18 protein-coding genes are annotated in these 22,435 nt (G+C 55.8%); 7 read left to right on the forward strand and 11 right to left on the reverse strand.

Going from position 1 to position 22,435, the window contains the following annotated elements; genetic code table 11:
* Positions 1–97: 97 nt before the first annotated feature.
* The 5 genes from rffA to BM031_RS01050 are packed head-to-tail and all read right to left on the reverse strand — an operon-like array spanning position 98 to position 3,854.
* Positions 98–1,228 (reverse strand): dTDP-4-amino-4,6-dideoxygalactose transaminase, encoded by a 1,131-nt coding sequence (gene rffA, locus BM031_RS01030; protein ID WP_091869905.1) that lies wholly within the window; start codon positions 1,226–1,228, stop codon positions 98–100.
* Positions 1,225–1,632, reverse strand: coding sequence for a GtrA family protein (locus BM031_RS01035; RefSeq protein WP_091869908.1), 408 nt, complete (start codon positions 1,630–1,632; stop codon positions 1,225–1,227). The genes rffA and BM031_RS01035 overlap by 4 nt, the downstream gene beginning before the upstream one ends.
* Positions 1,629–2,336, reverse strand: coding sequence for a WbqC family protein (locus BM031_RS01040; RefSeq protein WP_091869911.1), 708 nt, complete (start codon positions 2,334–2,336; stop codon positions 1,629–1,631). The genes BM031_RS01035 and BM031_RS01040 overlap by 4 nt, the downstream gene beginning before the upstream one ends.
* Positions 2,333–2,899, reverse strand: a complete 567-nt coding sequence (locus tag BM031_RS01045; protein WP_091869914.1) for a PglD-related sugar-binding protein — start codon at positions 2,897–2,899, stop codon at positions 2,333–2,335. The genes BM031_RS01040 and BM031_RS01045 overlap by 4 nt, the downstream gene beginning before the upstream one ends.
* Before the next feature lie 49 nt (positions 2,900–2,948).
* Positions 2,949–3,854, reverse strand: a complete 906-nt coding sequence (locus tag BM031_RS01050; RefSeq protein ID WP_218147546.1) for a glycosyltransferase family 2 protein — start codon at positions 3,852–3,854, stop codon at positions 2,949–2,951.
* Positions 3,855–4,171: 317 nt separating this feature from the next.
* On the opposite strand from BM031_RS01050, the gene BM031_RS01055 reads away from it, so the two are divergent.
* Positions 4,172–6,268, forward strand: a complete 2,097-nt coding sequence (locus tag BM031_RS01055) for a hypothetical protein (RefSeq protein ID WP_143084486.1) — start codon at positions 4,172–4,174, stop codon at positions 6,266–6,268.
* Positions 6,269–7,199: 931 nt separating this feature from the next.
* On the opposite strand, the gene BM031_RS01060 is transcribed toward BM031_RS01055, so the two are convergent.
* From BM031_RS01060 to BM031_RS01080, 5 genes are all read right to left on the reverse strand, one after another.
* Entirely contained in the window at positions 7,200–8,912 is a 1,713-nt protein-coding gene (locus tag BM031_RS01060; protein WP_091869920.1) for an ArnT family glycosyltransferase, read from the reverse strand.
* A gap of 312 nt (positions 8,913–9,224) precedes the next feature.
* Positions 9,225–9,629, reverse strand: coding sequence for a GtrA family protein (locus BM031_RS01065; RefSeq protein WP_091869922.1), 405 nt, complete (start codon positions 9,627–9,629; stop codon positions 9,225–9,227).
* A gap of 27 nt (positions 9,630–9,656) precedes the next feature.
* Positions 9,657–10,508 (reverse strand): glycosyltransferase family 2 protein, encoded by an 852-nt coding sequence (locus tag BM031_RS01070; protein WP_091869925.1) that lies wholly within the window; start codon positions 10,506–10,508, stop codon positions 9,657–9,659.
* On the reverse strand, positions 10,505–11,455 hold the full coding sequence (locus BM031_RS01075; RefSeq protein ID WP_091869928.1) for an NAD-dependent epimerase/dehydratase family protein: 951 nt from the start codon (positions 11,453–11,455) through the stop codon (positions 10,505–10,507). The genes BM031_RS01070 and BM031_RS01075 overlap by 4 nt, the downstream gene beginning before the upstream one ends.
* Positions 11,452–12,456: a glycosyltransferase gene (locus BM031_RS01080; RefSeq protein WP_218147547.1), complete on the reverse strand. Its 1,005-nt coding sequence runs from the start codon at positions 12,454–12,456 to the stop codon at positions 11,452–11,454. Before BM031_RS01080 ends, BM031_RS01075 begins: the two co-directional genes overlap by 4 nt.
* A 664-nt stretch (positions 12,457–13,120) precedes the next feature.
* Here BM031_RS01080 and BM031_RS01085 point away from each other — a divergent pair.
* From BM031_RS01085 to BM031_RS01110, 6 genes are all read left to right on the forward strand, one after another.
* Positions 13,121–14,410, forward strand: coding sequence for a nucleotide sugar dehydrogenase (locus BM031_RS01085; protein ID WP_091869931.1), 1,290 nt, complete (start codon positions 13,121–13,123; stop codon positions 14,408–14,410).
* 76 nt (positions 14,411–14,486) lie between these two features.
* A complete protein-coding gene (locus BM031_RS01090; protein ID WP_091869934.1) occupies positions 14,487–15,515 on the forward strand; it encodes an SDR family oxidoreductase in 1,029 nt (342 codons plus the stop codon).
* Positions 15,516–15,566: 51 nt separating this feature from the next.
* Positions 15,567–16,970: a TIGR03013 family XrtA/PEP-CTERM system glycosyltransferase gene (locus BM031_RS01095; RefSeq protein WP_091869937.1), complete on the forward strand. Its 1,404-nt coding sequence runs from the start codon at positions 15,567–15,569 to the stop codon at positions 16,968–16,970.
* 52 nt (positions 16,971–17,022) lie between these two features.
* Entirely contained in the window at positions 17,023–19,128 is a 2,106-nt protein-coding gene (prsK, locus tag BM031_RS01100) for an XrtA/PEP-CTERM system histidine kinase PrsK (RefSeq protein ID WP_091869940.1), read from the forward strand.
* Positions 19,115–20,476: a PEP-CTERM-box response regulator transcription factor gene (prsR, locus tag BM031_RS01105; RefSeq protein ID WP_091869942.1), complete on the forward strand. Its 1,362-nt coding sequence runs from the start codon at positions 19,115–19,117 to the stop codon at positions 20,474–20,476. Before prsK ends, prsR begins: the two co-directional genes overlap by 14 nt.
* Complete coding sequence (locus tag BM031_RS01110; RefSeq protein ID WP_091869945.1) at positions 20,469–21,677, forward strand: VanZ family protein; 1,209 nt, start codon at positions 20,469–20,471, stop codon at positions 21,675–21,677. Before prsR ends, BM031_RS01110 begins: the two co-directional genes overlap by 8 nt.
* Positions 21,678–21,731: 54 nt before the next feature.
* On the opposite strand, the gene BM031_RS01115 is transcribed toward BM031_RS01110, so the two are convergent.
* Positions 21,732–22,400 (reverse strand): tetratricopeptide repeat protein, encoded by a 669-nt coding sequence (locus BM031_RS01115; RefSeq protein ID WP_177207609.1) that lies wholly within the window; start codon positions 22,398–22,400, stop codon positions 21,732–21,734.
* Positions 22,401–22,435 lie beyond the last annotated feature (35 nt).

A 22,435-nucleotide genomic window follows, 5' to 3' on the forward strand; every position in this document is an offset into this window, starting at 1 on the left:
AGTATCCGACGCTCGCCGCCTTCTCGCACGGGTGAGATGTAGCAGCCTCGTCGACTGAAGTTGTAAATTGGAAATTAACGGTAGAGTAGCCTAGGTCCTACCGGTGCAGTTGTGCCCCAATAGCGCGTATGACCTGATCCTGCACCGTTTCCAATCCAACCCAGAGGGGCAGACGAACCAGCCGGTCACTAAGCTCATCGGTATTACTCATATCACCATGGCTTCTTCCCACGACTTTGCCGTGTGGGGAAGAGTGCAGCGGAACGTAATGGAATACTGTCGAGACGCCCGATTCCTTCATTCCGGCAATGAACTTTGTGCGGCTGTCCAAACTGGGCAGGAGCACGTAATACATATGAGCGTTGTGCATCGTGTTGGACGGCAAAGCTGGTCGACGCAGCCTTCCGGCCGCTTCGAACGACTCTAACTCAGCATGATACCGGTTCCAGATTGCCAGGCGCCTGTCGGTGATACCGGTCGCTTCTTCCATCTGAGCCCATAGGAATGCAGATATCAACTCACCCGGCAGGTAAGACGATCCACAATCTGCCCACGTATATTTGTCAACCTGCCCCCGGAAAAACTGGCTTCGATTCGTTCCCTTTTCCCTGATGATTTCGGCACGCTCGATGAAGCGCGAGTCATTAACCAATAATGCCCCGCCCTCCCCGGAAATGATGTTTTTTGTTTCGTGGAAGGAAAAAGTGGCCATATGTCCAATACTGCCGAGTGCGCGCCCCTTATAAGTCGCCATCACGCCTTGCGCAGCATCTTCAATCACCAGCAGCTCGTGCCGACGAGCGATCTCCATGATCACGTCCATTTCGCAACCAACGCCGGCATAATGTACGGGGACAATTGCTTTAGTGCGTGTAGTAATGGCCGCTTCGATCTTGGTCTCGTCAATGTTGAGAGTGTCTGACCGAATATCGACAAATACAGGGGTGGCGCCCCTCAAGACGAAAGCGTTAGCTGTCGATACGAAGGTGTAGGACGGCATGATGACCTCATCGCCAGGCCGTATATCGGCGAGAATAGCGGCCATTTCAAGCGCAGCGGTGCACGAATGTGTCAACAACACGCGCGCTGCGCCTGTACGGTTCTCAAGCCAGCCTGAGCACTGTTTGGTAAAAATGCCGTCGCCCGCAAGATGACCGTTTGCATGTGCTTGCGCTATGAACCAAAGTTCCTTGCCGGTCATGTAAGGTTTATTGAATGGAATAGTCATTGCGAGACCTTGGCTGAGTGGGTTGAGCTTGGACCGAATACCCAAAATTTTTGAAGCAGAAACATCAGAACGGCCACCGTAGCGATCATGATTGCCTGAACCGGTGCATGTGGGTAGTGCGCATAATCCACAAGGAGAATGAGCATGGTCAGATTAAACAGGTAACCAACGCCGTAGGCCAGCAAGTAACGCGGCAGCACAAGGCGGTCCGGCCCATCGTGCTGAAAAGACCAGCGCTTATTGAAAAAAAACGTCTGCAGCGTTCCGATCAGAAAAAGCAGACTCATTGCGGACTTTGGTCCAAGCCCTAGCCATGTGAGTAACAGATACCAGAGAAATCCCAGAGCATTTGAAGCGACGCCGACTATTGCGAAACGCAGAAATTGGGAAAGCGTCGTCCTCATACTTCAACTTTCGCACCGCGCCATCCCCAGATCATGTCTGCAGCGTTTGGACCTGTATTAAATAGCAGATCAATGATAGATACGCCGTGGTCAAACGGTGGTGGAGTTTGCGGATAAGTCGGATATCCTGAATAATCTTTCCATACAAGTTGGACGCCGATATCGCGGAATCGCTCCTCCTCTATATAGCTTTTTGCCGCCGGCCCAGAAATGTAGTGCGTGGCTCCCGTTTGCCGAACCAGATCGATCAACCGATCCAGGCGCTGCCCGGTGAGCGCGTAATGGCGCGAGTCGTCGAACTTGACGTCGATGCCGAGCAGCTCAGAGGAAATACTCTTAATAACGTGCTGATTCAGCTCGGAAAGTGACTGCCAGCGGCGAGCCAGATAGACATCTTCAAAAAACCGACGATACAGTTTGAAAAACGGGCTGCCGCGGTAGTTCTGCTTTATGCTTTCCCAGTGCGAAGCCTGCCAATTGGTATCGGTGAGTTCCACTTCGCAAATTAGGCGATTTGCGTTGGTGCCGGTTGGGATGGTGAGCCACTTGGGGCCGCCAGCCATCATAATTTTGTTGCGGTTTCGCCAGTCATTCTTTGTGTATTGCACATCATCGTAGAAAATGAACACATCAGCGTCGTGGATGAGATCGAAGTAGCCCTTCCACGGGATGTAGTTCGACTGCAGTACTACAACCTTCTTCATGCTGGCGCCTTCAAAAAACTTGATAACATCTTGATTCTTGTCGACGGTGGGACATCGCAATGATCGACAATTGCAGCTCCTGCGCCGACAAAACTGTGCGCGCCGAGGTTAACATAGCCACATAACGTCGCGTTAGGAGAAATAAAGCAATTAGCGCCGACCACGCAATCATGGTTGACGCACGATCCTGGCCAAGCAACGACAATCTCGCCAATTCTCGCGCGAACATCGACTACGCTGCCTGCCATGAGCATGGCTCCGTCCTCAACCGTGGCAGATCCCGCTACATAGGCGCGTGGGTGCACCAGGGCAGGGGCCGCGTAGCCGGCAGCGCGTATTTGTTGCCAAGCTTCCCAACGTGCTGGCATATTGTTATATCCCACTGCCAGTGCAACGCCATATTCACCGGGTGGATGGCTTAGTCGTACCTCTTCGAGTGAACCTACGATTTGCGCGCCCTGCGTGAAATCATCAATAAATCCGACGACATCGTGGCCACAGTCAGTGACGAGTTCCGCGACCGTATGGGAAAATTCCCGTGAACCGTATATAAGAACCTGCATATTCCTTCCTGCTCAGGTAACCTGCCGGACGCCGGAGCACCGATGCGCATTAGCGATAAATGTCCTTGATTATGTAAGTGGGACGGTTTTGTACTTGAGTAAAAACTTTCCCTAAGTAGATTCCTATAATTCCTAGGCCAGTTGTCAAGATGCCGAGACTCAGCGTCATCACTGCCATCATTGAGGTAAATCCGATAACAGCGTCATCAAAAACAAGTTTGCGGAAAAGTAGATAAAATAAATATAGAAAGCTCACTGAAGTAATCATCATCCCGATATTGAACATCCAGACTAGCGGCATTGCAGAAAATGAGCTCACCGCATTTATCATGAGGTGTATCCGTCGCAACAGTGTGTAGCTGCTTTTACCCTCTCTTTGTTTTTTCTTGAGGGAAAGTCCAACCTGATCGAAGCCTGTCCAACTCATCATTCCGCCCATAAATAGATTATAGTCGCCTAGTTGGAGCAACGCTTCGACGTAGCGTCGAGTCATCAAGCGTTCGGTTGCTATATTCTCGGGAATTTGGATATCACTGAGCAAATTGAACGTCTTGTAGAAAAATCCTCCACTAGCTCGTTCAAACAAGCCGCCTTTTCGCAGTTCTTGGAAACCATAAACCATGTCACAATCTGTCGCTTGCAGCTTCGCTTTGAATTCACCTAAGACAAGCGGCGACACCTCCAAATCGCAATCGATCAACATAATGAGGTCGCCCCTGGCATGACGCAGGCCTGCCTGCATGGCGTAGTGATGGCCGAAGTTGCGCGATAAATCGACAATGACCAACTCAGGAATATCCTGCCGCCGACTGATCGCATAGCCTACAGAATCATCTGGCGATCCGTCGTTCACGAGAACGATTTCAAAACTCTCGCAGCCGCTTTCCTTGGCCGCTTGTACAGACTCTGCCAGGAACTGGTCAAGAAAGCGCCGCGATCGGTACATCGTCGACACGATGCTCAACGTTGGGTGAACTGTTGCAGGAATATTTACCATCATTTGAAAGGAAGACTTTGTATAGTAGGAGGTCGTCGAGCGCGACCGTACATACTTGCGCAAATTTTAGCATATCTGCAACCATTTTTTGATGTCATTAACAAAATACAACGGTCATGCACTGTCCCCATCTTCTGCGGTACCATCTTGCCACTGATGAGTGTCGTCCTACGATTTCATGACTTGTTGCGAGTCCAAAATTTTGGTCGCAAACGAGATATCGCAAGCACTCATGCATCTCTCAGTCAGTAGCGCCAACCGTTCATCGACCGCCCATGCCAATTCTGAAATTTCCGTCCTTCCTCGCAGCTGCGCAAGAGAGGCAAACTCGAATCGCTCTAGCCGCACCATTTTTAACGGTATTGTTCTTGAGCTTCTGGCATTGGCGCATCGCTGAAAACTTTTCGTTGCGTGCGTTGGCGTCCTATCTATTTCTGATTGGACTGTTTGCTGGGTACGGGAAAATTTTCCTGACTCTTATACGCGATCGCTTCACGCAGGTTGCCGGCTTTCCGCTGCAGCTTTTATCAGGGTTTTTCGTATTTAACACCGCGTTCTTCATTTTGACGCTGGTGTCAACGCTTGGCATGAGAGTCAACCTCCTCATCATGGCGCTGGTATGTCTTGCTGGATTATGGGTATTGCGTAAGCGCGTTATTGCGAACCCGAATGTTTACGATCCTATCCCGGCGCTGCTTGCAGTCGTAGTTTCAGGTATCGCTGCGACTATCTGGGTAACCGATTCCCAAGCGCCGACGATAGCTAAAAATGGCGTGATGATTTATCAGACATGGCAGGATACCTTCATCCATGTGCGAGAAATCAGCGAGTTCGCACAGGCACGTGGCGTAGCCACCATACATGACCTTCGCCTTGCCGGGGTTGCTGCACCAATTTATCATTTCGCCAGTTATGTCACGGCGGCCGCCGTGACCCTTGTCACACCCTTGTCTGCTTTGGAAGCATACTCAGGCTTTCAACTTCCATTCGGAATTTTTCTGACCGGCCTTGGCGCATTTTCTCTGATTTCCACGCTATTAGGACGATGGCCGGCAGTCGTAGGCGTGGTCGCAGTCGTTTTGCTTCCCGACGCTTATCACCAAGGTTTTGGGAATAGATATCTGAGTTACAGCTTCCTCGCTCAAGTCAATCTCGGCATGCTGTATGGCATTGCTTGCGCTGCAATATCATGGATGTTCATACTAGAGGCATGCCGCCGTCAGAAGTATAGCTTTATTTTGGTGGCCTATATATTTCTAACAATGAGTTTGTTTTACAAAGCGCATGTGTTTGTTGCAAACGCGTTCTTGATAATGATTTACCCATGCATATTTTTCGAGACAATCAAGCTTCGTCTTCGCGTATTTCTCGGAATTTTGGGAATCGCACTATTTATTGCGGTGATAGCATTGTCACAAAGCACAGGTAAGGTTCCGTTATTGACGCTTGATTTTAGTGGCATACCGAAGTACTCGGCTGATCTGTTGGATGATTTCGATCAAGGTGGCCTTAAAGATTTTTTCACTCGTATATTTCTCGTAGAGCGCCCCTCAAAGCCATTACAGGGATTATATGCCGTTACAATGATTCTGGTTTCGACATTTGGCTTCTGGCTACCCGCCTTGGCTGCCGTTTTGATTGGGGCGCGCAAACATTTGCCATTGGTCGTTCTGATATTTCCAGTTATTGTTCTTATTAATTATGTCGTTATGGCCACGGGCCTTGCATACGATACTCGAGGAATCGGTTCCCCCGATGAGATGATGAACCGGCCTCTGGTTTGGGCTTATTACGTCATAGCCGCGTGGACCGGCGGCACTGCATATTTTCTTATCTTCGGTGATAAGTTACCGGCCACTTCCACTTCCAAATTCAGTCTGGGTGTTGCGGGAGTAGTTGCGCTGCTTGCACCGCTACCGTTTTATGAGCGGCTTCAAACCTTTCCTGCTTGGAAAATGGGAAGGTATGCCGATTTTAACGCTACTCCTGAATGTCTGGTCAGGGCGGCCGAATTCATCCGGGACAAAAGCGAAGTCCCCGAAATTATTCAAGACTCGGCGAACGATCCGAAATTCATATTCACTGCGCTGGCTGAACGGCAGAGCTACGTGAGCGCTGGTCCATTCGGGCCAAAGTTTGCGCCGGTGCAAGATCGTGCTACGGCGCTAGTAGATTTTATGGAGCTGAACAACGAAAACGATGTTCTAAATTTTGTCTCAAAGCGAAATATCTCCTGGTTCTTGCTGCGCCCTGACAACAAAGTTGCTTGGCCAAGTTCGGTGTTCACAAGAGTGAAGTTCAAATGTGGTGGTTACAAACTTTTCAAGTTTTCTCATGATCACGTTGAGCTAACGGAAGCGAACCGGTTGTAAGTCGTATCGCGAACCGTCGTCGTCTGTGCCACCGTCTGTGTCCCCTGCTGACGTCTGCAACCGCCCAGGATTGGCCGAACGGTTGGCGCTGGCAATGAGTGACTTGTAGCGCCGAGTTGTACTCGACGTGCTCGACAGTGCGTGTGGTGACAGCGCGTCGGAGTCAATTCACGGCAGTCGCTAGCGCCAAGCATTTCCAACTGCAACGCCTTACCGCTGTGTAGTTTGGTTGGAAGTGCTGGCCGTCATATCTAATGAAGTCTTAAATGGGACTTCAGCAAATGAGACGTGCGTCGATATTGCGCGCAGGCCGGGACGGCGGAATGCAACTTTGGTCAATGGCCTCGATCCCTTCAGTCGGAGCGCTCCCAAATTTGATATTTGGCATGCGTCGACATGGACAATCAGTATTCCGAGGCGCAGTCAGTACGATGAAATAATACTCCGCCCCGGCATGATCAGATTAGCTGAGTGATGGGCGCCTCCATTAAAACGAGTTTACGACAGGCATGTATGGGTTGTTTATCGAAACGCTAAGAGCTTTCACAGTTGCCTCGAACTTCACTCACCCTACACAAAATTCCGCATGATGTATCTTGACCAGTTGAACACGCAATCGAAAGAAACAAAAAAGTATACGCCACAAATTTTATAAATTTTCTAGCTCGCGGCATATCACATACGACTTTTGAGTATAGTGAATATGGATTTCGGCCGTGACGGACCGCCTCGCTGCCTTTTTCCATTTCCGATAAATGGGGTGAGCAAGCAAGAGCGGATCGCCTTGGTTAATTGCGGCAGCAGGGGTGCAAGTGGTACGTAGCGATTTCCAAGATCGCTGCGTACCCTTAGGTAATCTGTCCCGGAATCAAATAAAATTCCACGATTGGAATACAAAAAAATATGCTGCGGTCTTGTATGTTCGAACTATCTATTTAATTACTTTTTTTAATACGACGACGCTTGATGTATTCCCTAAAAACCAGCGCTCGAAATTATAACGCGTTATTTCATCGTATCCAGGAAGCGGTCCGGACGCGATCATATAGGTGTCATCAGTGACCCACCACCAACTCTTGTCTTCTCTGTATACGTAGTTCGCGTCGTAGGCTAACAATCCGTTAAATTCATAACCGCCGTCAATTTGATTTGGTCCAATCTGGCCCTGCGACATTAAATTGGTTGTCGCGACCCATCGCAATCGATTCCATTCGAGATAATCGTGCGTAGCCGTTACTGAAAAATAGCCAAAGGTCGAAATCAAAAGTGCTGACAAACCGATATTAAACCTGAATCGGGCAATGTCTTCGGGGATCCCGCGCGCAAAAAGCACTAGCAGGAGAGGTAGAAACGGCAGCAAATACCGATCCATCATTGGTAAGCTTCCAGTAATGAGCATTAGTACTCCAAAATAGGCCGCAGCGGGTACCAATAGCAGCCATGTTGGCCACGATTCTGCACGTTGCTTCGGATCCCTAAGGTTGTGTACTGCATTTCTGCTGATCAATACGAGACAAAAAATGACGCAGCTGGCAGAAACAATCGAAAGAAAGCCGATGATTGCCCATCCAGTTGATATCGATGACGGAACAATGGGCACGTTCAAGCCAAATTTGTAAGTATCGCGCAGCGTAATCGGACCGATGCCCCACTCATGGACGATATTCGGCAGAAGTGGAGGGAGCAAGCCTTTCCACCACGTGACTAACGTAACCAGTACGACCCCGATCATTATGAAATAGTCACCACGAACTAAGGGTCGGGAAGTATATCGCCTAATCGCTGCGTGCACGGCTAACGTGATTAACGGTAGAAGAAACATTCCGAGATAAACAATCGTGGTGAGCCCGACTTGACGTATATACCAACCGCGACCACTGAAAGAAATCAGTTGATTTACGTTCGAGTGACCACTGAGAACAGGGATCCTGCCGGAGCTGACCAACCAGTATTGATAGCCGATATGGATAAGAACACCTACTATTGCCGGAAGTGCAGCTTTAATTATGTTGCGTGCGGTGATGCCAAATCTAACTGGGTATGCAATGGCTAGTCCCAGTAAACTGATCACAGCGATTTGACGGATCAGCACGGCTACGAGAGAAAATGCAACTCCAAGCAGGATATCGCGGTGGTTTCTACATTGGAGGCCTCGTGCCATAAAGAATATTGATATGATCTGCATGCTGACGAATGGGACGTCAGTCATGAAGCTATTCGCTAAAGAAAAATAGAATGGGTTCACAGCCAGCGACATTGCTCCTATCGTGGCGATGATCGAGGATTTATTGAACCGTTTGATCAGGAAATAGAGAGCTACTACGCCGCCCAGCCCTGCAACGAGTGAAGAGATTCGTAGTGCAGTGAATGAAAACCCGAAAGGCAGACAAAAAAAGGCGCCCCAATAAATTTGTGGGCCAACGTTCGCGCTCGAGGTACTAGGGAAATGATAGTATCCATTCTCAAGTACTGACTTGACTGCCTGCGCATACACCCAATCGTCGTTAAGCGGAAAATTTCCGATCGGATTTGCAATAAATACCATACAAACCCACAGAATGGAAATGACGCTGATAATAACTAGATCCGGATGTGCGGTTCGGCTCCCTGCTTTGGGCGTTGCCATTAATTTCGTGTTTGTCATGTTGATTTTTTAAATTAAGAAGGGCAATGGTGTTCGCGATTCTAATCAATGGCCTGCCACGCTTGTGTCGGAGGATGACAGTATATTCGGCTTGGTTAGCCAACGACGATTGTAAATGCATCTCGTTATCGAGCCATGACTTATGCACGCATGCATTTTCATATCAAAAACGATCTTAGGCACGCGGGGCACGGCGTTCCAGCTTTCACTCCGATTATCGTAGTCCGACCTGTTCAAGAGAATCGAGGTGCTTAGGTAAGTAAAGATGACGCCTCTTGATCGGACACGGAGAACGGCTTTCAACGCCTTCTGTCATTCGATCCTTGATTTTCCAAACACGAAATAGCGTTGAAATATGTACCCTGTGGCAACGTTAAAAGGCAAGGCCAAAGCGCCGCCCACGAACTCATCGACTCCAATTTCTAGAAACAATCCTATCAAACCGATATTGATGAGATAGGCGATTATCCAAGAAAACACAAAGCGGCCGAATAAGCCCTTATCATTGTTTCGAAAAACAAACTTTCCCTGGGTTTTGAAGCTTAGGATTATTCCCGCGACGAGTGAAATCATGCTGGCTACGGGATAGCTCGCGCCAAGATAGAGAGCGGCGGCATAGACAGCGTAAGCAAAGGCGGTGTTCGCGACACCAACGATTAGGTAGCGCGCAAATGCTACGTCCCAGGCGGCGTGGATCCACTTGCGAGTGCTATTCATCAGGATAGAATCTTTACAAAATGATGTTTAAAGAACGAAGCGATACACCAGCATGCGCAGGTAAGTGTTCACGCGGGCACGCAGGAGGCCCAGTGAACGGTCGCCGCGCTTGAGGCCAAGCTCGGGGACGTGGAGGAACTTGTCGATGAAGCCTGCGAAGTCGCCATGTTGGCGCTGCCCGATCGCGACGCTCCAGGAGCCGCGCACCACCCGGAACGAAGAACTGACCGTGCCGGTGTAGTAGGCGTCGCCGAACTGCAGCGCACGGAACCAGAAATCGAGGTCGACCATATAGGGGTACTTGGCGTCGTAGTGACCGATCTTGCGGGCCAGTGACATGCGGACCAAGCCGTTTCCTGGCTCGCCCAGCAAATTCGAGCCCGCGCGCACGCAGCGCCGCGCCGCATGCTCCGCCTTGATCCGCAGCGCTCCTTTCTTGCTGAACCCCCGGACCATCAGCTCCTTGCCCCCAGGTCCGATGATCCGGCGCGAACCGAACACCAGCGCAATGTCCTCAGTCGTGTCGGCCTCGAGGACGTCGATCTGTTCGCGCAGGCTGCCCGGTTCGAGCAAGTCGTCATGCGGCAGCAACTTGTAATACTTGCCGTTGGCAAGCTCGAGGCAGCGGTCCCAGTTGCCCTGCGGGCCAAGGTTGCGCTCATTGCGGACATAATGCACGCGCGGGTCATCGATCGACTTCACTACATTGACCGTATTGTCGGGCGACTGGTCGTCGATGACCCAGACTTCCAGGTTCGGGTAATCCTGCTTGAGGACCGAATCCAGCGTAGCCCGGATCGTATCGGCGCCGCGATAGGTTGGAATACATACGGACACAAGGGGCAGGTGGTCGCGTGCGAGCTCAGGTGTGTTGTTCATATCTGTTTTGCCTTGTTTTCACGTTCTGCTTCGAGGACTTGATGGATTCCGATCAGGAGGGTGCGACCGGGCGGATGGGGTTCGCCAGCCAGTTCTTCGGAGCGATACTGGGCGCAGCGCATATAGCGCGACGACAGGCTGTTAGCCGAGGTGACGATACGCGGCATGCGGCCGGAGATACGGCGGAATACGCCGATGAGTTCGGCGATGCTGGTGGCCCGTTCCGCAGCGATGATTTTGAGCGTGACGCGGCCAGGATAACGGCACGCGTCGACTAGGGTAGACAGCGACCGCTGCGCCGCATCGTCGACATGCAGGTAGTCGCGGATCGTATCGAGGGGGACGAAGATATTTGCCGGTTCGTTGGCCACGATCTTGCGGGCGATCTGGGTAATCAGGCCCTGCGGTTTGCCGCGCGCCTGGCCGATGCCGTACAGGGTCGAATAACGAAGTATTAGACCGCTGACTTGTGGTCTCTGGGCGATAAACGTATGGATTAGCTGTTCCTGGGCGAGCTTATGCGCGCCGTAGGCCGTGGCAGGACAGACGTCGCTGCTTTCGGTATAGCATGCGGCGCGCGCTCCGTCATACAGTGCGCCGGCCGAGCTGGCAAAAACAATGGTGCCGGGGACACGTGCCAGCGTAGGGTTGCCGCGAAGGGCGTCGAGCAGGACTTGCAGGAGTGCTTGCTCGGCGACGAGTTCCTCCGGCTGGCTCGCCATCGATCCGACCCCGGCAGACCAGAACACAGTCCAGCGCCCGCATAGCACCGCGCGTTCGGAAAAGTCCCGCGCTGCTGCTTGCAGCTGGTCCCTGACAAGGGCGACCTGGCGCCAATCGAAGCGCGCGGCCGGTTGGAATAGGCTGGCACGGTCCTGGCGCAGCGCCCTGACCAGGGCGCTCCCGAGCAGGCCCGAGGCTCCCAGGACCCATGCCAGGTGGCTCATGCAGGCGGACCCCTGCGAGACGGCTTGCTGCTAATGACGTACAGAGGACGCCCCATGGCGATGCCCATGGTTACCGCCAGGTATTCGGCGATCACCCCGAGCGACATCAGGATCGCTCCGCTGAAGAACGACACCACAATGACCAGCGAGGCCCAGCCCTGCACCGGGATATCGCCATATAGCTTGCTGATTAACACCCAAGCCGCAACCCCGAACGCCATCAGGATCGATAACAGGCCGGTAATGGTGATCATGCGCAGCGGACGCGTGCCGGTGGTGAGGACAAGGCCCCAGAAGTGGGCGATCAGCTTGACCAGGGAATAGCCGGATGGCCGTCCGAGTTCCTCCCTGACTTGCACCGGACAGTGCCCCACGCGGCTCGCTACCCACGACAGGCCAACGTCCAGGTAGACGCCGTGGCCGCAGTATGCCGCCAGGGCCCGCCCGACTTCGCCGTCCACCATGCGGAAACTGTTGAACCGCCCTAAGCTTTCCAGTCCCAGGACGTTGACACTGATGGTCTTGACCAGGCGGCTGGCGGTGTTGCGCCAGAAGCCGTGCGGCGGTGGGTTGGTGGGTTGAGCATAGACCAGTTGCAGGCTCTTATTGATCGCCATATCGAGCATTCGCGCGATATCACGCGGATCCTGCTGACCGTCTTCGTCGAGCGTCACGATCCAATCGCCGGCGGCGCTGGCCATGCCGGCCAGGGTCGCCGCGTGCTGGCCGAAATTCCTCGATAACCAGAGCGGGCGCACAACGCTGTATTTGGCAGCAAGTTGCTCTAGACAAAGGTCGGAACGATCAGGACCGCAATCATGCACCAGAATGATTTCGGAAATCCTGTATGCCAAGCCGCCCGGTGTCGTGCCACTGGTACAAAAAGGAGACAACTCCTCGACGAGCTGAGGTAGTGTGTCTGCGCCACGGTAAGTGGGAATGACAACCGAGACCCTGACCTCGTCCTGTGGAATTGCTGGGTTATTCATCGTCAGGCTCACGGTCGAGGCATGGCTAGCGCCATGTTGTATTTGGGCATCGTATTGCATTTGGGAACGATAGCTGGGAATGTGTGGCTTAAAGGGAGAAAAGCGGCGTTCGCCCCATAGAGGTCGAGGTTAGGGTATCGGGAGATACTAAATATGGTCAAGCAATAAATAACTTGGGAGCGTTAAGGACGCCTATAACGGAATGGTGCCTCAAGTCCGCTATACTTTGCCTCGTACAGATGAGCAATTTTCGGCTTTAGCTGCAATTAAAGCAATATATTTTTTTAAAGATATATTGATTTATGGAAACAAAAGCATTGTTATTGGTTTGCTTTGCGCCACGCGCACGTTACGAACAGCAAGTTACTTGTTTTAAGAAAATGTTAAAATTGCACGTTGTAGTGTGATGTTCTTCGGCAACGTCGAGGAACGACGTATGTAACTTTCTACCAGGCAGGTTGACTTCTCACTGCCGACTTCCACGCGCGGGTAGCGGACCGGACTGGGCGGAGCGCGGCGCGCTATGCGGGGGGGTATTGCAAATAATACAACCTAGTTTGTAAACTGTAGTTGCATTCAGACACACGTATAGACTGTTGTTGAGTGCGCCCGTGTTTCCATGGTATATTTAAAGTTAGCATAATAGCAAAACTTAATTTTAGGACGGTATTCGATAATGAAAGCAGATGAGATTGTCGCAGTTGTAGGGCTGGGCTACGTGGGCATGCCGCTGGCAGTCGAGTTCGGCAAGAAATCGAAAACCGTCGGCTTCGACCTGTCGCAGGCCAAGATCGACAATTACAAGAACTTCATCGATCCGACCGGCGAACTGTCGTCGGAGCAGTTGAGGCAAGCGCGCCACCTGGACGTCACCACCGATCCGTCGGTGCTGGCCCAGGCTGACTACATCGTGGTTGCCGTGCCGACCCCTGTCGACAATGCCCACAATCCGGACTTCACCCCGTTGGCCGGCGCCAGCAAGACGGTGGGCACCCACATGAAGCGCGGTGCAATCGTCATCTTCGAGTCCACCGTGTATCCGGGCGCGACCGAAGAAGTCTGCATCCCGATCCTGGAAAAGCATTCGGGCCTGAAGTGGAAGCAAGATTTCCACGTCGGCTTCTCGCCGGAGCGCATCAATCCGGGCGACAAGGAACACACGCTGACCACCATCCTGAAAGTGGTGTCGGGGGACGACGCCGAAACCCTGGAACGCGTGGCCGCACTGTACGAGTCGGTGATCACCGCCGGCGTCCACCGGGCCTCGAGCATCAAGGTCGCCGAGGCGGCGAAGGTCATCGAGAACACTCAGCGCGACCTGAACATCGCCCTGATGAACGAACTGGCCATCATCTTCGACAAGATCGGCATCGATACCCTCGAGGTGCTGAAAGCGGCCGGCACCAAGTGGAACTTCCTGCCATTCCGCCCGGGCCTAGTCGGCGGCCACTGCATCGGCGTGGACCCGTACTACCTGACCCACAAGGCCGAGATGGTCGGCTACCACCCGCAGGTGATTCTGGCCGGGCGCCGCATCAACGACGGCATGGCCAAGTTCGTGGCCGAGAAAACCGTCAAGTCGATGATCTCGTCCGGCTTTCACGTCAAGGGTTCCAAGGTCAACGTCATCGGCCTGACCTTCAAGGAAAACTGCCCGGACCTGCGCAACTCGAAAGTCGCCGACATCGTGCATGAACTCGAAAGCTACGGCTGCGAAGTGCACGTGTTCGACCCGCAGGCCGACGCTGCAGAAGCCCAGCACGAGTACGGCATCTCGCTGGAAAGCTGGACCTCGCTGCCGCAGGCCGACGCCGTCGTGGTGGCGGTGCCGCACAAGGAAGTGCTGGCGCTGTCGCTGGCCGACTTCCAGGCCAAGCTCAATCCGAACGGCTGCTTCATCGACGTCAAGTCGCAATTCGACGCGGCTGCGCTGCAGGAAGCCGGGTATTGCGTCTGGCGTCTGTAAGCGCCCATCCTACCGCCGCGCAGCTGCGTAGCGGACGACGCCGGCCTTGCCGGCGTGACCGTGAAAGTGTCTGAGAGTGAACAAGTTTCAAGATATCCAGCAACACTTGCTGCAGCATCGCTATCACTGGCTGGTGACGGGCGCGGCCGGCTTCATCGGTTCGAACCTGGTGGAAGCCTTGCTCAAGCTCGGCCAGCGCGTGACCGGCTTTGATAATTTCGCCACCGGTCACCGCCATAATCTCGAGCAGGTGAAAGAATCTGTCACCGGGGAGGCTTGGATGAAATTTAATTTCATCGAGGCCGACATCCGCGACGCTGATGCCTGTCAGGCTGCCTGCCAGGGCGCCGATTTCGTGTTGCACCAGGCTGCATTGGGTTCGGTGTCGCGCTCGATCGACGATCCGTTGACAACCAATGCAACCAATATCGACGGCTTCCTCAACATGCTGGTCGCCGCGCGCGACAGCAAGGTGAAACGCTTTGTCTACGCTGCATCGAGCTCGACCTATGGCGACCACCCGGACCTGCCCAAGATCGAAGAGCGCATCGGCAATCCCCTATCGCCGTACGCCGTGACCAAGTACGTCAACGAGCTCTACGCCAACGTATTCGGTCGCACCTATGGCATGGAATCGATCGGGCTGCGCTATTTCAATGTGTTCGGCCCACGCCAGGATCCGGACGGCGCCTACGCCGCCGTGATCCCGCAGTGGATCGCCGCGCTGATCCGCAACCAGGACCTGCGCATCAATGGCGACGGCGAGACCAGCCGCGATTTCTGCTACATCGACAACGTGGTGCAGGCCAACCTGCTGGCCGCGCTGGCCGGCAACGAGGCCGCCAATGCGGTGTACAACGTGGCGCTGGGGGAGCGCACCACCCTGAACGAACTGTACGGAATGATGAAGGTAGCGCTGCAGGACCGTTTTCCGCATGTCAAGCAGGCTCAGCCGCAGTATGCCGACTTCCGCCGCGGCGACGTGCGTCATTCACAGGCGGATATTTCCAAGGCAACAGCGGCGCTCGGCTACCAGCCTACCCACCGTATCGGCGAAGGTTTGAAACAGGCGATGGACTGGTACGTCCGCAGCCTGTCGCACTAAAACAAGCATCCATGCATATCCAGAAAAGATACAAGAATCTCGGAGGCTACCGTGTTTAGGATCGCAAACCATTACGTTTCGAAGATTGTCTTCCTGCTGCTGTTCGTGGAAGTGCTGGTGCTGCTGGGAGCGGCGTATGTCGGCGCGGCGCTGCGTTTGCTGGAGTACGGCGACGCGGCGGCGGCGGCCCACCTCGACCACTTCTTCACCTCGGCGGTGGCGTTCACCGTGGCGATTATCTTCAGCATGAGCGCGATGGGCATGTACCAGCTCGACTTCGACGAGGGCCTGCGCCACCCGTTCTTCATGAAGCTGATGCCGTCGTTCCTGATGGCTTTTGCGATCCTGGCCCTGGTGTTCTATATGGCGCCGGAACTGTCGTTCGGGCGGGGCACCATGGCGATCGTCTTCGCGGTGGCCGGGATTGGTATCTTCCTGGCCCGCATGGCTTTCTTCAAATCGTCCGAAGCACGCATCCTGCAGTCGCGCATCATGTTCCTCGGCGGCGGCCCGCTGGCCAAGGAATGCAGCGACCTGGCCGCGCGCCCGTCGAACTACCATCGCTACAACATCGCCGGCTTCATCCCGAGCCCGTCCGAAGAGCTGTGCGTGCCCGATACGGCGCTGCTGAGCGTGCGTGACGGCGATTCCCTGGTCTCGCTGGCGCGCCAGCATAGCGTCTCGGAAATCGTGGTATCGGTGCAGAACCGCCGCGGCGGCTTCCCGATCAAGGAGTTGCTCGACTGCAAGCTGCAAGGTATCCGCGTCACCGACGCCGCGACCTTCTTCGAGCGCGAAACCTGCCAGATCCGGGTCGATTCGCTGCAGCCGTCGTGGCTGGTGTTCGGCGGCGGCTTTGACCAGAGCTTCGCGCGCACCTTCATGAAGCGTACCTTCGACCTGGTGTGCAGCACCCTGATCCTCGCAGTCACCTTCCCGCTGATGCTGCTGGCGGCTCTGCTGATCTACCTGGAAGACCGCGGTCCGGTGTTCTATTCGCAGGAGCGGGTCGGCAAGGATGGCAAGACCTTTTTCGTGCACAAGTTTCGCAGCATGCGTACCGACGCCGAACAGGCAGGCACGCCACAGTGGGCCGCCCGCAACGACCCGCGCGTGACACGCTTCGGCAATGTCATGCGCAAGACCCGCATCGACGAGCTGCCGCAGATCCTGAACGTGTTCAAGGGCGAGATGTCCTTCGTCGGTCCGCGTCCTGAGCGCCCGTATTTCGTCGAACAGCTGATCGAGGTGGTCCCATATTACAATGTTCGCCACAGCATCAAGCCGGGCATCACCGGCTGGGCCCAGGTGCGCTACGGCTACGGCTCGTCGGCCGAGGACGCGTTGCAGAAGCTCCAGTATGACTTGTATTACGTAAAGAACAACAGCCTGTTCCTCGACGTGCTGGTGTTGATCAATACCCTCAAGGTAGTCCTGTTCCGCAGCGGCCGCTAATGCCCGGCCAACCGCACCGGGAACGATGGGGGCACGACATGGATGAAGCACGTTGACCCAGATTGTCACCTTCAGTTACCTGGTTGCCGCCGTCGGCTTCCTGCTGCTGGGAGCGATGTGGCTGACCAGCTGGCGCAGCCATTACCATCGCGGCATCCTGTCGGCAGCCTGCTTGCTGACCGCGGGCTGGGCCGCAACAGTCGGCTACCAGTCGCATGCCGACATCCCGCTGTCGATGGCGGCAGATGTCCTTGAGATCTTGCGCAACGCCACCTGGTCGTTCTTCCTGGTGGTGCTGCTGGGCCGCCATCGCAGCCCGTACAGCCGCTTGCCCCTGGGACTGAGCAACAAGGTCGCAGCCGCCGCGAGCTGCTATGCGCTGTTCCTGGCGGCCACGCTGTATGGTTGGTGGGGCGGCCACTTGTTCGAAGAATTCGGCATCTTGTCCTCGATGACCATACGAGTCGGTGTGGCGGTGTTCGGGATGCTGCTTGTCGAGCAGGTCTACCGCAACAAACCCGAGCAGGAACGGTGGGCGATCAAGTTCGCCTGCCTGGGTATTGGTGGGATGTTTGCTTACGATTTCTACATGTACAGCGATGCGCTGCTGTTCCGCCAGATTAATTCGGACATCTGGGCCGCCCGCGGGGCCGTCAATGCAGTCACCGTTCCCCTGATCGCGATTTCGATGGCCAGGAGCGCGTCGTGGAATACCGAGCTGGCGCTGTCGCGCCGCGTCATGTTCCATTCCGCAGCGCTGTTCGGGTCGGCGCTCTATCTGCTGGCGATGGGCATGGCCGGCTATTTCCTGCGCTTCTTCGGCGGCAGCTGGGGCACCCTGATGCAGGCGGCATTCCTGTTTGCCGCGCTGTTGCTGCTGGTCGGAATCCTGTTCTCGGGCACCTTCCGCTCATGGCTGAAGGTTTTCATCAGCAAGCATTTCTACACTTACAACTACGACTACCGCGAGGAATGGCTGCGCTTTACGCGCACCTTGTCCGAGCCGGGGCCGGGGCTGGGGCCGCGTGCCATCCAGGCCATCGCCAACCTGGTCGAAAGCCCTGGCGGCGCCTTGTGGCTGCGGAGCGACCCGGGGCAGTACGAGCCTGCCGCGCACTGGCACATGCCCGCGCAGGAGTATTGCGAAGATGCCGGTTCGCCGTTTTGCCGCTATCTGGAGCAGTCCCAATGGGTGATCGACCTGCGTGAAGCGGCGCGCGCTCCGGAAAAATATCCCGGCCTGGTGCTGCCCGACTGGCTCGAGCAGCAGGCCAGGGCCTGGCTGGTGGTGCCGATGATGATGCACGGCAGCCTGCTCGGTTTCGTGGTGCTGCAACAGTCGCGTAGTCCGGTGAACTTGAATTGGGAGGTGATCGACTTGCTCAAGATCGCCGGGGTCCAGGGCGCCAGCTACCTGGCGCAGCAGGAGGCAGCCGACGCCCTGATCGTGGCGCGCCAGTTCGAGTCCTTCAACCGCATGTCGACTTTTGTCGTGCATGACCTGAAGAACCTGGTCTCGCAGCTTTCCCTGATGGTGGTCAATGCCGAAAAGCACCGCAACAACCCGGAATTCCAGCGCGACATGTTGGAAACTGTCGAGTTGTCGGTGGAGAAGATGAAGCTGATGCTGCAAAAACTCGGACGCAGCGCGAATGCCGAAAAAGCGGGACCACTTGCCATCGGCGACGTGGTAAAGCAGGCCATCAGCGACAAGCGCGGCTTCGAGCCGCATCCAGTGCTGCGCATCCGCTCTCCGAACCTGATGGTGCTGGCCGATCGCGAACGCCTGGAAAGGGTGTTGGGTCACCTGGTGCAAAACGCCATCGAGGCAACGCCGCGCGACGGCAAGGTCACCATCGAGGTGACGCGGCGCGGGGGCCACGCCCTGGTGTCGATTCAGGATACCGGGGTCGGGATGGACGAGGAATTCATTCGCGAGCGCCTGTTCAAGCCGTTCGAATCGACGAAAGCCGCCGGCATGGGCATCGGCGCGTTCGAAAGCCGCGAATACATCCAAGAACTGGGAGGACGGCTGGAGATCAGCAGTACTCCACAAATCGGTACTACTTTCGACGTAATATTGCCGCTTCACCGCGTACAGGTGGCGCAAGCTGAACCGCGCGCGGTCAGGCTGGAGGATAGTCTTGACTCAGAATAAACCGAAGCTGCTCATCATCGAAGATGACGTGGGCTTGCAGAAGCAGTTGCGCTGGAGCCTGGACGCCTATGACGTCGTGGTGGCAGGCGACCGCGAAAGCGCGCTGGCGCTGCTGCGCCGCCACGAGCCGGCGGTGGTCACCATGGACCTGGGCCTGCCGCCCGATCCGGACGGCGCCACCGAGGGCCTGGCGACGCTGCAGAGCATCCTGGCCCTGGCGCCCGACACCAAGGTGATCGTTCTGACGGGCAACCAGGACCATGCCAATGCCGTCAAGGCAATAGGCATGGGCGCCTATGATTTCCACCAGAAGCCGTGCGACCAGGAAGTGCTGAACCTGGTGGTGCAGCGCGCCTTTTTCCTGCATTCGCTGCAGCACGAGAACCGCCGCATGATGCAGAGCCAGGCCGATTCGCCGATGTCCGGCGTGATCAGCCGCGATCCGGGCATGCTCAAGGTCTGCCGCAGCATCGAGAAAGTGGCGCCGACCTCGGCCTCGGTCATGCTGTTGGGCGAATCGGGCACCGGCAAGGAAGTGCTGGCGCGCGCACTGCACCAGCTCAGCCCCCGTGCGACCAACCGCTTCATGGCCATCAATTGCGCCGCCATCCCCGAGAACCTGCTCGAGAGCGAGCTGTTCGGCTACGAAAAGGGCGCGTTTACCGGCGCCGCCAAGCAGACCAAGGGCAAGGTCGAATTGGCCAGCGGGGGCACTTTTTTCCTGGACGAGGTCGGCGACTTGCCGATGGCCCTGCAGGCCAAGCTGCTGCGCTTCCTGCAGGAGCGTGTGGTCGAGCGCATCGGCGGCCACGATGAAATCCCGGTCGACGTGCGGGTGATCTGCGCGACCCACCGCAACCTCAAGGAGCTGGCCCAGAGCGGACGCTTCCGCGAAGACTTGTACTACCGCCTGTCCGAAATCGTGGTCACGATCCCGCCCTTGCGCGTGCGCGATGGCGACGCGGCGCTGCTGGCGCATCACTTCAAGAACAAGTTCTGTGCCATGGAGTCCCGGCCGACGCTGCATTTCTCGCCCGAGGCCCTCGCCGCGATCGAGGCTTATGCGTGGCCCGGCAACGTGCGGGAGATGGAGAACTACATCAAGCGCGCCGTGATCATGGCTGACGGCTCGGCCATCCAGGCGGAAGACCTGGGCCTGGACGTGGAGGCGGAAGAACAGCCGATCAACTTGCGCCAGATCCGCGACGAGGCCGAGTACAAGGCGCTGGTCAAGGCGCTGGCCCGGTCTGACGGCAATATTGTCAAGGCATCCGAAGCGCTCGGGATCAGCCGTCCGACCATGTACGACCTGATGGCGCGGCACGCGATCAAGGGCACGAATGCCTGAGCAGGTTGTCCGTCCGGCCACGGCCGGGCGGACCGCGATGACGCCACACGGCGTCATGCCCAGCCGCACGCCGGCGCGGGTGCTGCTGGGGGCGATGACCTTGTTCATCGTGTACGGTTCGCTGTTTCCATTCAATTTCACAGCGACGCCTTTGCCCCTGTCGAGGTTCCTGGCCGAGGTCGATTTGCTCGCGAACCGGGCCGATGCGATCGACAACTTCTTTTTGTTCTTTCCCTTGGGTATCGCGTTATATGCAAGTTTTTTCCGTTGGCGCGCACGCACGTTCGGCGCCGTGCTGGCGTTGCTCTCGCTCGCCATCGGCATACAGCTCGCCCAGTTGTACCTGCCCAGCCGTACTGCCTCGCTATCGGACGCGGTGTGGAATACGCTGGGCATCATGTCCGGGATGCTGGTGGCAACTCAGGCGCAGGCTGTACTTGCAGCCCAGGTAGCGGCGCATTCGGACAAACGCGACAACTTCCTCCTGGCCCTGATAGCGCTGTGGCTCTGCTACGAGTCTTTCCCCTTCGTCCCGACGCTCGACCTTGGCATGCTGCGCGCGCATGCGCGCAGCCTTGTGTTCTCGCCGCCATTTGAGCCATCTCGGCTGCTCCAGCATGCCGGGGCTGCAACATTGGCAGCCGTTGCGATGATGCATATGGGCTGGCTTCGGCGGCCGCAACGTGGCTTGATGCTGCTCGGCGCTATGGCGCTTGGGCTTGAGGTATGTGTACCTTATGGGACCCTGCGCCGCGAAACCTTGCTGGGCATCGTGCTCGGCTTGGCCGCTGGCCATTTGTTGGCCTGCGGCGGTCCGACGCGCAACGCCCGGTTAGTAATGCTGCTGGCGCTTTCCATGCTCGTGTTCACCATCTTGACACCCTATCGGGGGCAGGGGCAGGGTTCGGATTTTACGTGGACTCCGTTCCCACACCTTCTGCTGTATGGCAGCGTGGGCAGGCTGCCACCGGCGGCGTTCGAGGCGCTCGCGATCGGTGCCATGTTGTGGGCGGGTCAGCGTCTTGCCCGTGGTTCTGCGCTGGGATGCTGTATGCTGACGCTTCTGGTGGCGTGCTTGTTCGAACTATGGCGAGTATGTGTTGCTGGCTATGACGGCGACACCACCTTGATGGTGCTAGCGCTGGCATTGGCGCCTTGCGCGGTAGCCTGGCGTCCCCGGGCCGATTCCGTCGCGCCCTAAGCCGGGGCGCCTCATCGCTGTGAAAGGACGTTCCCGACTTGAACCCGCACCGCGTCAGCCCGCCGGTGTCTCTTCAACAGGTTTGTTTTCAGCTGGTGTTTCCTCGGCAGGCTTGTCTTTCCACTTGCCGGCCTTGATCAGTTGGTTTTTTAGGCCCGGGAGCGGGTAACGCTGGTCGTAGGCCTTGTGCGCGTGATACAGAGCTTTTTCGTAGTCGTTCTTCTTCAGGTAAGCCAAACCGATGTTGTAATTGAACATAGCGTTATCGGGATCAAAACGGATCGCCTCCTTGTATTGTGCCAACGCCTCGTCGCGTTGGCCCTTGCTCGAGAGGTAGGCCCCGTATAGGTTGTAGACAACCGCGTCATTCGGTGCGAGGCGCTGCGCTCGCAAAAAGTAGCACTCGACTGGCCATTTGGTCTTGGGAATCATTACCACCTTGTCGCGTAATGCAACGCGCGACAGGGTCGCCAAGGCACGGTGGTGGTTGGGAAAGGCTCGCAAGGTGTAATCCAAGTCACCGCCCAGTTCATCAGTAGCTCCGCGAATCCCAGCTTCAACTTCTTCCGTGAAGTGCGCACCGTCGACGATAGGCAGCTTGCCTTTTTCGGTGCGATAGTCGTAAGGTCCGTAGTGGTTTTCGAGCTTGCCGCAGAATTCACGGGCGCTTGCCGTGGAAGGAAGCGCCAGCGCCGCAGCTATTGCTAGTACGATGATCTTCATAAATCCTTGCTCGTCCCTGAGTGTCATCAATGAGT

The organism is Massilia yuzhufengensis (assembly GCF_900112225.1).
In the GTDB taxonomy this organism is placed as follows: domain Bacteria; phylum Pseudomonadota; class Gammaproteobacteria; order Burkholderiales; family Burkholderiaceae_D; genus Telluria; species Telluria yuzhufengensis.

Coding starts and splice junctions, on each gene's coding strand:
- rffA (WP_091869905.1), bottom strand. CDS start 1,228: ATGACTATTCCATTCAATAAACCTTACATGACCGGCAAGGAACTTTGG.
- BM031_RS01035 (WP_091869908.1), bottom strand. CDS start 1,632: ATGAGGACGACGCTTTCCCAATTTCTGCGTTTCGCAATAGTCGGCGTC.
- BM031_RS01040 (WP_091869911.1), bottom strand. CDS start 2,336: ATGAAGAAGGTTGTAGTACTGCAGTCGAACTACATCCCGTGGAAGGGC.
- BM031_RS01045 (WP_091869914.1), bottom strand. CDS start 2,899: ATGCAGGTTCTTATATACGGTTCACGGGAATTTTCCCATACGGTCGCG.
- BM031_RS01055 (WP_143084486.1), top strand. CDS start 4,172: ATGCCAATTCTGAAATTTCCGTCCTTCCTCGCAGCTGCGCAAGAGAGG.
- BM031_RS01060 (WP_091869920.1), bottom strand. CDS start 8,912: ATGACAAACACGAAATTAATGGCAACGCCCAAAGCAGGGAGCCGAACC.
- BM031_RS01065 (WP_091869922.1), bottom strand. CDS start 9,629: ATGAATAGCACTCGCAAGTGGATCCACGCCGCCTGGGACGTAGCATTT.
- BM031_RS01070 (WP_091869925.1), bottom strand. CDS start 10,508: ATGAACAACACACCTGAGCTCGCACGCGACCACCTGCCCCTTGTGTCC.
- BM031_RS01075 (WP_091869928.1), bottom strand. CDS start 11,455: ATGAGCCACCTGGCATGGGTCCTGGGAGCCTCGGGCCTGCTCGGGAGC.
- BM031_RS01085 (WP_091869931.1), top strand. CDS start 13,121: ATGAAAGCAGATGAGATTGTCGCAGTTGTAGGGCTGGGCTACGTGGGC.
- BM031_RS01110 (WP_091869945.1), top strand. CDS start 20,469: ATGCCTGAGCAGGTTGTCCGTCCGGCCACGGCCGGGCGGACCGCGATG.
- BM031_RS01115 (WP_177207609.1), bottom strand. CDS start 22,400: ATGAAGATCATCGTACTAGCAATAGCTGCGGCGCTGGCGCTTCCTTCC.